14 protein-coding genes and 1 pseudogene are annotated in these 14248 nt (G+C 71.3%); 14 read left to right on the top strand and 1 reads right to left on the bottom strand.

Going from position 1 to position 14248, the window contains the following annotated elements:
- Positions 1 to 72: 72 nt before the first annotated feature.
- Positions 73 to 915, bottom strand: coding sequence for a class I SAM-dependent methyltransferase (locus VFZ20_RS20725; RefSeq protein ID WP_329685848.1), 843 nt, complete (start codon positions 913 to 915; stop codon positions 73 to 75).
- An 84-nt stretch (positions 916 to 999) separates the two neighbouring features.
- On the opposite strand from VFZ20_RS20725, the gene VFZ20_RS20720 reads away from it, so the two are divergent.
- From VFZ20_RS20720 to VFZ20_RS20655, 14 genes and pseudogenes are all read left to right on the top strand, one after another.
- Complete coding sequence (locus VFZ20_RS20720; RefSeq protein ID WP_329685847.1) at positions 1000 to 1446, top strand: helix-turn-helix domain-containing protein; 447 nt, start codon at positions 1000 to 1002, stop codon at positions 1444 to 1446.
- A gap of 240 nt (positions 1447 to 1686) precedes the next feature.
- Positions 1687 to 2625: a 6-bladed beta-propeller gene (locus VFZ20_RS20715; RefSeq protein ID WP_329685846.1), complete on the top strand. Its 939-nt coding sequence runs from the start codon at positions 1687 to 1689 to the stop codon at positions 2623 to 2625.
- Positions 2625 to 3173, top strand: a complete 549-nt coding sequence (locus VFZ20_RS20710) for a hypothetical protein (RefSeq protein ID WP_329685845.1) — start codon at positions 2625 to 2627, stop codon at positions 3171 to 3173. The genes VFZ20_RS20715 and VFZ20_RS20710 overlap by 1 nt, the downstream gene beginning before the upstream one ends.
- The gene (locus tag VFZ20_RS20705) at positions 3170 to 3367 is read left to right on the top strand and encodes a hypothetical protein (RefSeq protein WP_329685844.1); all 198 of its coding nucleotides are present in this window, start codon (positions 3170 to 3172) and stop codon (positions 3365 to 3367) included. Before VFZ20_RS20710 ends, VFZ20_RS20705 begins: the two co-directional genes overlap by 4 nt.
- A 188-nt stretch (positions 3368 to 3555) precedes the next feature.
- Positions 3556 to 4194, top strand: coding sequence for a DNA alkylation repair protein (locus VFZ20_RS20700; protein ID WP_329685843.1), 639 nt, complete (start codon positions 3556 to 3558; stop codon positions 4192 to 4194).
- A gap of 657 nt (positions 4195 to 4851) precedes the next feature.
- Positions 4852 to 7179 carry a leishmanolysin-related zinc metalloendopeptidase gene (locus VFZ20_RS20695; RefSeq protein WP_329685842.1) on the top strand — a complete coding sequence of 776 codons (2328 nt, stop codon included), beginning with the start codon at positions 4852 to 4854 and terminating at the stop codon, positions 7177 to 7179.
- A gap of 159 nt (positions 7180 to 7338) precedes the next feature.
- Positions 7339 to 8307, top strand: a complete 969-nt coding sequence (locus VFZ20_RS20690; protein ID WP_349264113.1) for a quinone oxidoreductase — start codon at positions 7339 to 7341, stop codon at positions 8305 to 8307.
- Positions 8308 to 8345: 38 nt separating this feature from the next.
- A complete protein-coding gene (locus VFZ20_RS20685) occupies positions 8346 to 9161 on the top strand; it encodes a phosphodiester glycosidase family protein (protein WP_329685840.1) in 816 nt (271 codons plus the stop codon).
- A gap of 126 nt (positions 9162 to 9287) precedes the next feature.
- Positions 9288 to 9938 carry a class I SAM-dependent methyltransferase gene (locus tag VFZ20_RS20680; RefSeq protein ID WP_329685839.1) on the top strand — a complete coding sequence of 217 codons (651 nt, stop codon included), beginning with the start codon at positions 9288 to 9290 and terminating at the stop codon, positions 9936 to 9938.
- Positions 9939 to 10336: 398 nt separating this feature from the next.
- Entirely contained in the window at positions 10337 to 10978 is a 642-nt protein-coding gene (locus tag VFZ20_RS20675; protein ID WP_329685838.1) for an alpha/beta hydrolase, read from the top strand.
- A gap of 34 nt (positions 10979 to 11012) precedes the next feature.
- Positions 11013 to 11579, top strand: a complete 567-nt coding sequence (locus VFZ20_RS20670) for an NAD(P)H-dependent oxidoreductase (protein WP_329685837.1) — start codon at positions 11013 to 11015, stop codon at positions 11577 to 11579.
- Between the two features lie 74 nt (positions 11580 to 11653).
- A complete protein-coding gene (locus tag VFZ20_RS20665; protein WP_329685836.1) occupies positions 11654 to 12601 on the top strand; it encodes a ring-cleaving dioxygenase in 948 nt (315 codons plus the stop codon).
- Positions 12602 to 12998: 397 nt separating this feature from the next.
- A complete protein-coding gene (locus VFZ20_RS20660; RefSeq protein ID WP_329685835.1) occupies positions 12999 to 13607 on the top strand; it encodes an NADPH-dependent FMN reductase in 609 nt (202 codons plus the stop codon).
- A 266-nt stretch (positions 13608 to 13873) separates the two neighbouring features.
- Positions 13874 to 14248 (top strand): annotated as a pseudogene (locus VFZ20_RS20655) (exo-alpha-sialidase); the annotation flags it as partial.

The raw sequence follows: 14248 nt of genomic DNA, 5'->3' as shown, positions 1-14248 counted from the left end.
CCCCCCCCCCCCCCCCCGGGGGGGGGGGGGGCGCGCCCGAAGCCGATCCCGCGCACCGGAGCCGGCCTGTCTTCAATCCGCCCGCGCGCCCACCATCCAGCACGCCGCCGTGTAGCGCACCTCGTCGCCGTGCACGAAGGGATCGAACGCGGCGCGGACGGTCTGCAGGACGCGGGCGCGCGTGGGCCCATCCGCCTCGGCCAGCGCCATGCCGACCGGCCCGAAGCGCGTGATGTAGCGCACCAGGTCCTTCTCCGGCAGGGCGCAGGGAACGTCGACCGGCTGGATGTCGATCGACGTCCATCCGCTTTCCTCCAGAATGCGGGCGACACGATCCTCGTCCGCGAGGGCGAACGGACCCGGCGCGCCCGGCTCGCGGGGCGGAAGGTCGGGCAGGAGCGGCGCGGCGGCGCGTTCGGCCGTGGTCATGAACGGGTTCTCCGACGGGCTTCTCCAGGCGATGAACCGCAATTCCGCGCCGCCCCGCGCGGCGCGGCGCAGGTTCGCGAACGCCCGCACGGGATCCGCGAAGAACATCACGCCGAACCGGGAGATGATCATGTCGAAGCTCCCGGGCTGGAACGCGTGCGCCTGCGCGTCCGCGACGACAAAGCTCGCCGGCGCGCCCTGCCGCTCGGCGCGGGCGCGGGCGGCGGCGATCATCGGCTCCGAGACGTCCAGGCCCGTGCAGCGGCCGCCCTCGCCCAGCACCTTGGCGACGGCGACCGTCGTGCTCCCCGTGCCGCATCCCACGTCCAGCACCTGATGCGGGTGCGCCCCGCGGACGGCATTCAGGAGCAGGTCCTGGAACGGCGCGAGGATCCCGTCGATCAGCGCCTGCTCCTCCACCCACGCCTGTCCGGCCGTACCGTTCCAGAGCCGGGCCTGCTCGTTCTCCTGGCGTTCCCTCTCCATCGTGCTCTCCTCGTTGGCTTGACTGCGGTACGCGACGGTCCCACGATGCAACCTCAACTCGACTTGAGGTCAAGGGGGAGCGCGATGGACATCGGCGAGGTGGCGCGGCGGGCGGGCGTGCCCGTATCCACGCTGCGATTCTACGAGCAAAAGGGGCTGATCGCATCCACGGGGCGGCGGGGCCTGCGCCGGCTGTTCGATCCCGACGTGCTGGACCGGCTGGCGCTGATCGCCATTGCGCGGACGGCGGGCTTTTCGCTCGACGAGATCGCGGCGATGTTCGCGCCGGGTGCGCGGCCGTTGTTCGACCGGCAGGTGCTCGCGGACAAGGCGGACGAGCTGGACGCGACCATCCGGCGGCTCACGGCCATGCGCGACGGGCTGCGGCACGCCGCGGCCTGCCCCGCGCCGACGCACATGGAGTGCCCCACCTTTCGCCGATTCCTCGACGCCGCCGCGTCCGGCGCCCTGCCAGCCCCCGAGCGGGTCGCGCCCCGGCGAGGGTTGAAGCAGCGCGCGGCGGACGCCTGAACCAGGCGGTGCACGACGACAACGTTGCACGGGACAGGTTCTTCTTGCGCCGATATCCATCCGCGGGTACCCTGGAACGACACGCGGATTGAAATCTCCTCCTCGGGTGGCGACTCCATGCCGCGGTTTGCTTCGCTCGGTTCCCTTACCGTCCTTGTCTCCGCGGCAGCCCTCGCCGCCTGCGACGCCCCGAGCTCCCGGCCGGCGGCTGCGCCCGCCCCGGCCGCGCCATTCTCCACGGTGCTGCGGCCCGTTCGGAGCTTTGCTCTGCAGACCCCCCCGTCGTCGCCCATCGTGGGCCTGTCCGGCCTGGATCTCGCGCCCGACGGCAGCCTCGTGGTCACCGACGGGTCCGATGCGTCCGCCCAGCTCTTCTCGGCAGACGGGCGCCTGTTGAAGGTCCTGGGCCGCAAAGGCTCGGGACCCGGCGAGTTCCAGGTCCCGCTGACGCCGCGGTTCGGGCCGGACGGGCGCATTCACGTCCTGGACTTTCGCCACAACCGGATTTCCGTCTTCCATCCGGACGGAAGAGTGGACCGCGAGGTGCCGCTGCGCCAGCTGATGCGGGCAACGGGGATCGAGCCGGAACGCGGCGGGACGTACCTGGTTTCCGGCATCCGCACCGCGGCGGATTCCAACACGCTGTTCCGGGTGGACGCAGATGGGCGCGTGATCCGGGGATTTCTTCCCATCCGCCATCACGCGCCGGAACGGCTGCGCGATCCGGGGATGCTGGACGGCCTGCGACGCGCCGTCTTTTCGCTCAGTGCCGATGGGGATACCGCGTACGTCGCCCTGTCCACCGCCGATTCCCTCTGGACCCTGGATACGCGCAGCGGCGCCTACCGGGTCACCCCCGTGGGCGTGCGGGGGTACGCGCCGCCGGTCGCGCCGCGGCCCGGCATGCTGAGCCTGCGCGAGGTGACGGAGTGGGGGAAGAGCTGGACCAACGCGGCGGCCGTGATCTCTACCGGTGGAACCGTCGCCATCCCGTTCGTGCGGGGCATCCACCTCCAGGGTGACTCGTCCACCGTGGCGGTGCGCCGCCCCGACGGCACGTGGTCCAGCCTGCAGGACGCCCCGGTTCTCGTCCGCGGTGGCCACGGCTACTTCGTGGGCGTGAAGGATCCCCTCGCGGACACGCTTGAAGTGGTCCTCTTCCAGCCGCGGCCGCGCTGATGGGCCTCCGCGCGGCCGCAACCGCCACGCTGCTGTTCGTCTGCGCCTGCGGCAGCACGGTCCCACGATCCACGGAGGCGCTGGAGCAGCAACGGGTCGAAGCCCTCTCGGCCGAGGTCGTCCGGATGGGACGGCTGGACCTCCCCGGTACGGAGTGCGGCCTGGCTCCGGCCGCGGGTGCAAACGTGGTGGTCTTCGCGACCGCCGACCTGTGTCTGAGCTGCCTGGAAGCCGGCGCGCTGCTGCGCGACCTCACCAGGCGGGGGCTGCCCGCGCCGGAGGGTGTCGTTCTTACCCCCGCGACACACACGCGGGAAGTCTGCGAGTACCTGCGGCGCGAAAAGGTGCGGTGGCGCGTGGTCGGGCTGTCGGGCGAACGGCTTCCCGCGGCCCGCGCCCCGCGTGGCATCGTGTACTTCGAGCTGGAGCCGGACGGCCGGATCCGGCGGCGCGAGCACGCGGCCACTCCCCTCGAACTGGCGGCGATGGTCCTTTCCAGGCCCGGCGCGGTCGCACCGGCTCACCCTAGACGCGAGGATGTGCAATGAGGCTCGACAGGAAGATGATGATCCGCGCCGCCGTGCTCGCCGGGATCGGGCTGGGGGCGGGTGCGGCCCAGGCCCAGAAGTTCTGCCGGCACATCGGCAATTGGGTCCTGGTGGACGGCCGCTACGTGTGCGCCGGACACTATCCGTCGGGACAGTGCGTCTGGACGGACGATTGCCGGGTGAGCGCGGGCTAGGACTGTCCAGGCGCGCAGTGCGGGAGACGCTGAGCAGCCCTTTCCATCCGGAGAGGGCTGCTCTCTGCATTCTCCCGTGGCCCGGGCGAAAGTCTCGTCGAGGGATGGCGCGACGGCGCCGCGCGCGACACTGTACCGCGCAGTGGCGACTTCGCCCCTCCGCATCCGAGGCACGAAAGGATCTCCCGATGACCGTCAGCACCGACGCGCAGGCGCTCCTGGATCGGCTGGAACGCACGAGGCCCAACAACACGCAGACCCGTGCCCTCGCCAAGGAGCTGGGAAAGAGCCCGGCGCTGGCCGCGGAGCTCTGGAACAGCGGCCGGTTCAGCGCGCGGATGCTGTCGTTTCTCATCCTGGACCTCAAGTCGGTGGACGTGGCGCGGATGGAGCGGATGATCGCCGACCTGGAATCCGTCGAGGGCAAGGAGCAGTCGCAGCTGCTGGACTGGCTGATCGCGAACGTGATCATGAAGAAGGCCGCGCTCAAGGACGCCACGGCGGCGTGGCGCGACGATCCGTCCACGCTCCGGCAGCGCACGTTCTGGTCGGTGCAGGCGCGGTCCGTTCGTGGCGGGAACCACGCGCGCAACGAGGAGCTGCTGGCGCACATCGAGCAGGCGCTGGCCACCGCGCCGGAAAAGGTGCAGTGGAACATGAACTGGTGCGCCGCGCAGATCGGCATCGCCGACGAACGCCTGCGCGACCGGTGCTTGGCGCTCGGCGAACTGGGCCTCTACCGCGACTACCCCGTCCCGAAGGGCTGCACCTCGCCCTTCCTCCCCCTCTGGATCGGCAGCGTCGTGAGCAAGCAGGCGACGGCGTAGCGTCAGAGAGCGCCGTTTTGACAGGGGTGTTGTCGTGCTGCGGTACGCCGTGCGCAGCTGATCGGAGGAATTTCGGGCGTTTCGCGGCCGGCGCGATCTACGCGCTCCGACGATGCAGGCAACGGTGGCGTGTCTCGGCCGATCCGGGAGATCGCCATCCGCCGCGCCTGCGCGATTTCTGCGGGATGCGGGCCGTAACTGTAATGCCGCAAACCGATTGCTGCTGATGACGAGACGACGCGACCCGTTCTGGGCCGCGTCTTTTTTCGTGGATCTGCGGCGGAGAAAGCACTGGATCGTGGGTGTGCGGAGCAGGCGCAAAGCGGGCGATACGTACTTGGATGTGAACGGAGTTGACAGCCTCCGCGATCCTGTTTAATCTGTCCAGCACGCGGTGACGGCCGGCTTTCGCCGAGCTCCGTCACCCCCGTCTCACGACTGCCCGACACGGGAGATTCGCCCTGCCTCATGCGAGGCAAGGTGCAGGCTGAACACGCCCTCTGGATGTGTTTTGAGCCATTTCTTGACACTGCACAAGGAGCCGATATGCGCATGCGATCGTATCGTTCCGCCCTGCTGTTGCTCGGTCTTGCCGCCTGTACCGACGGTGCGTCGCCTCCCCTGGCGCCGAAAGCGGCGCAACCGCCATCTCTCGGTGTGTACGAGGTCACGCTCACGGGCCTGGGATCGAGCGAGATCCGCTCGAACGTCCTGCCGCTGGAGGGTGGTTTGCCGGGAGCCGCGCTGAGCCCGGCGGGAAGCGTGGCGCTCGAGCTCGTGTCGTCCGGCACGTTCACGGAAGGGGCGCGCGGGGCGGGCGGACAGCGCTACGTCACGGCGGGCTATCGCGTGCGGAACGCCACCGGGCGAAGCCTGAACAACGTGACCCTGCTGCTGGTGGCGCGGTCCAGCGCCATCCCGGGCACGCCGTTCTCCTCGCTCGTGCGGTTCGACGGCACGGCCGCGGACCCGTCCATCGCCGGCGCCATCGCGCCCACGGGGGCCGTGGCGCCGCGGGGGGAGATGGACGGCCTGCGCGCCTTGCACCCGGACGTGCTCCAGGTGTTCACCGAGGCGGAGGTGGCCGCGCTCGCCCGGCCCGCCGGCGTGCTGGACGTCTTTCCCGTGGGATTCGTCGTCCGCCCCGCCACGGCCGAGGCCACCAGCCGCACCCTTCCGCCGGCCGCGTCCGCCAACCAGTACGACGGCGTTGTCACCTTCTCGTTCCGCGTGCCGCTGCAGGCCAGCGCGTCGGCGGACGTGTACTCGCTGGCGTTCCAGGTGCTGGCCATCGAGGACACGGAGACGCGGATGACGGAGAGCATCGAGGAGGGGCAGGACACGTCCGCCGTGCGGCTGCTGCGCGAGCGCGCCGCGTTGCTGGGCGCGACGACGGTGACGGTGCTGGCCGGCAGCCCCGCCAGCGGTCCCGACGTGGCGGACTATCCCGGCCAGCGGCACGTCTGCTCCGTCCGCACGGCGGGGACGGCGGCCGCGCCCGCGGGCTTCATCACCCGGCCGGGCGCGTACACCCGGCTGGCGCTGTACCGTCCGGGAGAGCGCGTCAGCGCCTGCGACGCGGACTTTCGCGCGGGCACGGCGGCCGCGCCGGCGCTCAACACGCCCTATCCCATCACCCTGCGGGCCATGGACCGCTACGGCAACGTCCTGCCGGGCGCCGTGGACACCGTGGCCCTGTCGCCGTCCGGTCCGGCGGCGACCGTCGGCGCGGCGGCGCCGCTGGTGACGGGGGAAGCCGGCATCCCCGTGGTGTACCAGGCCGTGGGCACCTCCGTGCTCACGGGCACGGGCCGGCGCACCCGCGCGCGGCGCAGCCTGGTGGTGCCCGCCGTCGCCACCATCGCCCTGTACGGGGGCGGCAACCAGGCCGCCATGGCGGGAACGACCGTCCCCGTGGCGCCCTCGGTGGTCGTGCGCGACCTGGGCGGCGCCCCGCTGGCGGGCGTGCCCGTCACCTTCGCGGTCACGGGCGGGGGCGGCGCCGTGACCGGCGCGGTGGCGCTCACCAACGCGAGCGGCGTGGCCGCGCTGGGCAGCTGGGTCCTGGGCGCGCAGGCCACGATCAACGCGCTGAGCGCCACCACGCCGGGCGCCGCCGGTGCCGTCGCGTTCCAGGCCAGCGGATGCGCCGGCGGGGGCGGGACGGGCTACGCGATGACCCTGTGCTACGGCTCGCCGCTGACCCCGGCGCAGCGCGCCGCGTTCGAGGACGCCGCGGCCCGGTGGCGCGGCGTGGTCACGGGCGACGTGCCGGACTTCGCGATGTCGTTCGGCGCGGGCACCTGCGGCGCGGGCACGCCCGGCTTCAGCCTCGCGGCGGACGACCTGGTGATCCTCGCCCGGGTGGAGGACGTCGACGGCGCGGGCGGCCTGCTGGGGGCCGCCGGGCCCTGCATCAACCGCTCGGCGGGCGCGCTGCCCATCGTGGCGCGGCTACGCCTGGACGCCGCCGACATGGCGTACATGGAGACGAACGGGCTGCTGCGCAACGTGATCCTGCACGAGATGGGGCACGCGCTGGGCATCGGCACGCGGTGGTCCGCGTTTCTCCTGCTCCGGGACCCGTCCACGCCGGACGGCGCGCCGGCGGACACCTACTTCGCCGGCGCCAACGCCATGCGCGGCTTTGACCTGGTAGGCGGGACCGCCTATACGGGCGGGCAAAAGGTGCCCGTGGAGAACGCGGGCGCCCTGGGCACCATCAACGTGCACTGGCGCGAGGAGGTGCTGGGTGACGAGTTGATGACGGGCTGGGCGAGCCTGACCGCCATGCCGCTCAGCCAGGTGACCGTGCGCTCGCTGGCGGACATGGGCTACGCCGTCGATCCCGCCGCCGCGGACCCGTTTTCGCTGGACCTCCTGCTCCGCGCGGAGCCGGGGCGCCGCATCCCCCTGGGAGACGACGTGGACGCCGGACCCCAGTACACGCTGGGCAGCGACGGCGCGCTGAGGCTTCCCCCATGACGTGTCGGCGGGGCGCGGCTCGTCCGCCTCGATCGTCGCGCCCCTGGCCCGCCGCCGCGTGGTTCCGCAGTTTGCCGGGAGCTGCGCGACGGGGCCGGAGTCCGCCGCGCGTTCACGTGGAAGGAAAGGGATCGCGGGATGAGCGAGAGCGGAGAGGCCATGCGCGCCGTGCGGATCCACGCCACCGGTGGTGCCGAGGCGCTGACGGTGGACACGGTGCCCGTGCCGCGGCCCGGGCCGGGGCAGGCCCTGGTGCGGCTGGAGGCGGCCGGTGTGAACTTCATCGACGTGTACAAGCGCACCGGGCTGTACACCGTCCCGCTCCCCGCCACGCTGGGCGAGGAGGGTGCGGGCACCGTCGCGGCCGTGGGCGAGGGCGTGACGGAGGTGCGCGAGGGTGACCGCGTGGCGTGGGCGGGCCACATCGGCGCGTACGCCGACTATGCCGTGGTGCCCGCGGCCAAGCTCGTCCCCCTGCCGGACGGCGTGAGCGCGGCGCAGGGCGCGGCCGTGATGCTGCAGGGGATGACGGCGCACTACCTGGCCGCGTCCACGTATCCGCTCCGGGAGGGCGATCGATGCCTGGTGCACGCGGCGGCCGGCGGCGTGGGCCTGCTGCTGGTGCAGATCGCCAAGCGGCGCGGCGCGTTCGTCGTCGGCACGGCGGGGAGCGACGACAAGGCACAGCTGGCGCGCGCGGCCGGCGCGGACGAGGTCATCGTCTACACGCGCGACGACTTCGTGGCGGAGACCCGGCGCATCACGGGCGGCGCCGGCCTGCAGGTGATCTACGATTCGGTCGGCAAGACGACGTTCCTGCCCGGGCTGGACCTGCTGGCGCCGCGGGGGATGATGGTGCTCTTCGGCCAGTCCAGCGGACCCGTGGTGCCCGTGGATCCGCAGGTGCTGAACGCGAAGGGCTCGCTCTTTCTCACGCGTCCCACGCTGGGCCATTACGTCGCCACCCGCGACGAGCTGATGTGGCGCGCCGGCGAGCTGTTCGCGTGGATCGCGGCGGGCGAGCTGTCCGTGCGCGTGGGCGCGGAGTTCGCGCTGGACGACGCGGCGGAGGCCCACCGCGCGCTGGAAGGCCGCCGCACGACGGGCAAGGTGCTGCTGCGCGTGTGAACGCGCCGCGTGAGGATCGAACGATGGAGGAGCGGACGTTGAAGCGGATCGCGATCGGAATCATCCTCAGCCTGTCCACCGTCGCGGCGCGGCTGGTGGTGCGCGGCACAGATGCGCCGGCGGATGACGCGCAGTCGTCGGTGGAGTGCCGGCGCGAGCGCATCGGCGGGGCGCGATACCGCGTCTGCGAGCTCACGCCGGCCGGGGTGGCGCGGCTGGAGCTGGTGGCGCGCGACGGGCGCGGGCGGCCGCTGGGGACCATCGCCCGCGCGGACAGCGTGCTCCGCGCCCGCGGCGAGCGCCTGCTCTTCGCCACGAACGCCGGCCTGTACCACACGGCGGATTCCACGACGGGGATGCTCGTGGCCGACGGCGGCCTCCTGTACGCGCGGCTCAACCGCAGTGCGGGCCCGCTGAACCCGTGCAGCGTGGCCAACTTCTACTGCCCGCCCAACGGCGTGTTCTTCGTGGCGGACGACCGCGCGGGCGTGCTGTCGACCGAGGACTTCGCGCGGCGCCCGGCTTTCGCCGCGGCCGTGCGGCTGGCGTCGCAGTCCGGGCCCATGCTGGTGCGCCGCGGGGAGCTGGCGCGGGCGTTTCCGCCGGCGGGCGCGTCGCGCCTCATCCGCAACGGCGTGGGCGTGCGGAAGGACGGCAGTGTCGTCTTCGCCATCTCGGACGAGGGCGTGAACTTTCACCAGTTCGCCACGGCCTTTCGCGACGGCCTGCGCTGCCCGGACGCGCTGTTCCTGGACGGCACCATCTCCAAGCTGTACACGGGCTCCGGTGCCGTCCCCGCGCAGTCGCGCCCCTTCGCGGCGATGTTCGTCGTCACGCAGCCGTCCACGCGGTGAATGAGCGGAGTCAACGCGTCTTGATCTTTTACCGTTGACTCCGCTGGCCGAAGGCCCGTGTGAGGCCTCTTTTCTTCTCCTGTTTCGCGAGACGCACGTCTCCCGGCCAGCACCAGGTTCGATCGAATGACCTCGCCCTCCGAGCAGATCATCGGGCTGTACACGCGGCACGCGGCTGCGTGGGACCGGCGGCGCGGAAAGTCGCTCTTCGAGCGGCCGTGGCTGGACCGCTTTACGGCGCTCATCCCGCCCGGCGCGGATGTGCTGGACCTGGGATGCGGATCGGGAGAGCCCATGGCGGCGCACCTGGTGGGGCAGGGGTTCCGCGTGACGGGCGTGGACAGCGCTCCGCCGCTCATCGAGCTGTGCCGCGCGCGATTCCCGGAGCACGACTGGCGCGTGGCGGACATGCGCACCCTGTCGCTGGGGCGCGGATTCGCCGGTATCCTGGCGTGGGACAGCTTCTTTCACCTGGACCACGGCGACCAGCGGCGGATGTTCGCCGTCTTTCGCGACCACGCGGCGCCCGGCGCGGCGCTGATGTTCACGAGCGGGCCGCACCATGGCGAGGCCATCGGCGAGTTCGAGGGCGAGCCGCTCTTTCACGCCAGCCTGGCGCCGGAGGAGTATCGCGACCTGCTGTCGTCGCACGGCTTCGGCGTCGTCGACCACGTGGAGAACGACCCGGCGTGCGGCAATCACACCATCTGGCTCGCGCGCCGGATGCCCGATCCGTTCTCTGCGTCCTCCGCGGCTCTGCGTGAGAAAACGCCGTAGAAGCCGGACTGTCCGGGTGCTGATTGCACTCCATCGGCCGGCAGCTGCGTCATCCTGAGGAGCCGCCGCGCGATCTCCACCTGCGCAACAGACCGTGGCGGCGACGAAGGATCTTGCCCGCGAGACGCTGCGGCTGCCCTTGTGCACGGACCCTAACGCCCGAGTTTCGCACACAAGATTCTTCGGTCGCGCCAAAGTACTGCGTGCATTCGTGGCCCGCGCGGCGCTCCCTCAGGATGACGCTTCCTGGGCTCGCTAGCGAAAGGCGGGTTTGGCAGGATGACAAGGCTGGACCGGCGGATGAACGTGCATCCGCCGCTTGGGACGCGAGGGCTTGACGAGGTGTATATCTTAGTTCTAAGATTTATGCCGAACATCGTCGAACAGGGGAGGGCAGGATGACGGGACCGCACCAGGGACAGCAGGTAGTTACGACCGGAGCGTCGCTGGGTGATGCAAAGGGCGCGGTGGTGATGGTGCACGGGCGCGGCGCCACAGCGGAGAGCATCCTCACGCTGGCGCCGGCGCTCCGCCGCCCGGAGTTCGCGTACCTGGCGCCGCAGGCCGCGGGCGGCGCGTGGTATCCCAACGGCTTCATGGCGCCCATCGCCAGCAACGAGCCGGGGATCACGTCCGGGCTGCGGGCCATCGACGACGTGCTTTCCATTCTGCAGGCGGAGGGGATCCCGCCGGAGCGCACGGTGCTGCTGGGCTTTTCGCAGGGCGCGTGTCTCTCGCTGGAGTACGCGGCCCGAAACGCGCGGCGCTACGGCGCCGTGGCCACGCTCAGCGGCGGCCTCATCGGGCCGGACGGCACTCCGCGCGACTACGCGGGATCGATGGACGGCACGCCCGTCTTCTTGGGGTGCAGCGACGTGGACTTCCACATCCCCGCGCAGCGCGTGGAGGCGTCGGCGGAGGTGATGCGCGGCCTGGGCGCGGACGTGACGCTGCGCCTGTACCCCGGAATGGGCCACACCGTCAACGAGGACGAGATCGCCCACGTGCAGGCCATCCTGGACGGCATCGCGAAGGACTGACGGGGGCCGTGCTCAACAACGTGAGAGGATCCAGATGCTGAACCTGCAGGTGATCGTCGTCAGCACGCGCGACGAGCGAAAGGGGCCGCTGATCGCGGCGTGGTTCGCGGCGCAGGCGCGCCGACACGGCCAGTTCAACGTGGAGGTGGTGGACCTGGCCGAGGTGGACCTGCCGCTGTTCGACGAGCCGCGCCATCCGCGGCTGCGGCAGTACGAGCACGAGCATACCAGGCGGTGGAGCGAGAGCGTGCACCGGGCCGACGCGTTCGTCTTCGTCACGCCCGAGTACAACCACGGAACGCCGCCGTCGCTGGTGAACGCGCTGGACTTCCTGGTGCAGGAGTGGGCGTACAAGCCGGTGGGATACGTGAGCTACGGCGGCGCCTCGGCCGGGCTGCGCGGCGTGCAGATGACCAAGCAGATCACGGCCGCGCTGCGGATGGTGTCCGTCGTGGAGGCCGTGGCCATCCCGTTCTTTACGCAGCACATCGGCGCGGAAACGGGCGCGTTCGACCCCGGCGCCGTGCAGGAGCGGGCCGCCGCGGCCATGCTGGACGAGCTGCTCAAGTGGGCCGGCGCCCTCAAGCCGCTGCGGGGCTGAAGTCCAGGGCTCGGCTGACGGATGCAAGTGATTCGCGAAGGAAATCGACGTTCGCATACATCGAGGAGGAACCCATGGAGCTCACCGGCATCCATCACCTTACGGCGGTCTCGGCGCGCATTCGCGACAACCACCATTTCTACACGGGCACCGTGGGCATGCGGCTGGTCAAGCGCAGCGTCAACCAGGACGACGTGAGCGCGTACCACCTCTTCTACGCCGACGCGCAGGGCAGCCCGGGCACGGACCTCACGTTCTTCGACTGGCCGGTCAAGCCCGAGCGGCGCGGCACGCACAGCATCACCCGCACGCACCTGCGCGTAGCGGGAGAGGATACGCTTCGCTGGTGGACGGAGCACCTGCGCGCGCGCGGCGTGCAGGCGGGGGACGTGGTGGAGCGCGACGGCCGCCTCGTGGTGGACTTCGAGGACCCCGAGGGCCAGCGCCTTTCGCTCATCGACGACGGCGGCGCGGGCGAGGCGCATCCGTGGGGCCGCAGCCCCGTCCCGGCGCAGCACCAGGTGCGCGGCCTGGGCCCCATCCTGATGAGCGTGCCCTCCCTGGCGCCCACGGACGCCGTGCTGCAGAAGGTGCTCAGCTTTCGCCCCGTGCGCACGTACGCGCACCCGGACAACGCGCGCCACACGGTGCACGTGTACGAGATGGGCAAGGGCGGACCGGCGGCGGAGCTGCACGTGGCGGTGCAGCCGGACCTGGCGCCGGCCAGCCCGGGCGCGGGCGGCGTGCACCACGTGGCGTTCCGCACGCCGGACGAGGACTACGAGGCGTGGAGCGAACGGCTGAACAGCATCCGCGTGCCCAACAGCGGCCCGGTGGACCGCTTCTGGTTCCGCAGCCTGTACTTCCGCGAGCCCAACGGCATCCTGTTCGAGATCGCCAGCGACGGCCCCGGCTTCGCGGTGGACGAGGACGCCGCCACGCTGGGCGAGAAGGTGGTGCTGCCGCCGTTCCTGGAGCCGCGCCGCCAGCAGATCGTCGCCGCCCTCAAGTCGATCGACTAAGGATGCGGCCCGCGTCGTCGGGAGGGTGCCAAGCCCTCCCGCGATTCTCGCGCGGGTCATCCTTGCGAGGATGCTGAAGCATCGCGCTTCGAGCGCTGCGTCATCCTGAGGAGCCGCCGCGTGGTCCTGATCCGGGCGAAGACCATGGCGGCGACGAAGGATCTTGCCCGCAAAGCTCTGCCGCGGCCCTCGTGCATGGACGCCGCCTTGGAGTTTCGCACACAAGATCCTTCGGCCGCGCCAAAGTGCTGTGTGCGTTCACGTTGTGCGCGGCGCTCCCTCGGGATGACGCTTCCTGGGCTCCACAAAAGGCAGATCCCGTGGCGCCGACCGGATCTGCTGGTTCACGCATGGCCTCACGATCCGCACGAACGCAGCCCCACCTTCACAGGACCTGATGATGACCGTCGATACATCCATCGCGCCGACTGAGTCCGCCACGCGGCCGCTGGTGGTGTGCGCGATCGCGGGAAGCCTGCGCCGCGCGTCGTACAACCGCGCGCTGCTGCGGGCCGCGCAGGAGCTGGCGCCGGACGGGATGGAGATCCGCATCTTCGACCTGATCGACGTCCCGCTCTACAACGAGGACGTGGAGGCGCAGGGCGATCCCGAGCCCGTGCGCGCCCTCAAGGCCGCCATCGGCCAGGCGGATGCGCTGCTGATTGCCACGCCGGAGTACAACCACGGCGTCCCCGGCGTGCTGAAGAACGCGGTCGACTGGGCCTCGCGCCCGCCGCGCGGCGCCGTGCTGGCCGGCAAGCCGACGGCCATCTTCGGCGCGAGCCCGGGTGTGACGGGCACGGCGCGGGCGCAGACGCAGCTGCGCGCGTCGTTCGTCTTTACGCAGACGCCCGCGCTGCTGAGCCCGGAGATCCTCGTCTACCGCGCCCACGAAAAGTTCGACGCCGAGGGTCGCCTGACGGATGAAAAGACGCGCGAGTTCGTCGCCCGCCTTCTCCGCGAGCTGGCCGACTGGACGCGCCTGCTCCAGGCTCGGAATCAGTAGTGTCAGTTCTCCTCCTCTCCGCGAAGCGGGGGAGGGGGCCGGGGGGAGGGCCTTCCGTGGGCCGGCAGACTGCCTGTCATCGTGCTCGGTCCGTGATTCCCCGTCCCCCGTGCCGTTTACGGGGAAAGGGCAGGGGATGGGGGCGCCCCGCCCACGCACAAGGTCCGTCCCGTTGGTGAGACTCGATCATCCCCCTTGCGCTCCCCGCGCGGAAGATTACACTGGGCACGCTTCCGGGTATCATCTTCCACCGCCGGAGATCCCGCATGTCCACCGACTCCACGCTCACCCCCGCCGACGGCGACGTCCTCCTGCTGGTGGGGACGATGAAGGGCGCCTTCCTCTTTCACGCCGACGCCGCGCGGCGTGAGTGGCGAATGAGCGGCCCGCACTTTCGCGGCGAGGCCGTCTACTCCATCGCGTTCGACCAGCGCGGCGGCCGGCGACGCGTGCTGGCCGGCGGGCAGAGCATGCACTGGGGCAGCGTGGTGCGCACCAGCGACGACTTCGGCGCCACGTGGAGCGCGCCGGACCGGCAGAACGTGCGCTTTCCGGAGGACAGCGGCCTGGCCCTGGCGAACATCTGGCAGATTCGCCCCGGCCGCCCCGGCGAGCCCGACGTGGTCTACGCCGGCGTGGAG

The organism is Longimicrobium sp. (assembly GCF_036280135.1).
Lineage (GTDB): Bacteria > Gemmatimonadota > Gemmatimonadetes > Longimicrobiales > Longimicrobiaceae > Longimicrobium.
Note: the sequence above shows the minus strand (reverse complement) of the source record. Positions and strands in the feature narration are given on the sequence as shown.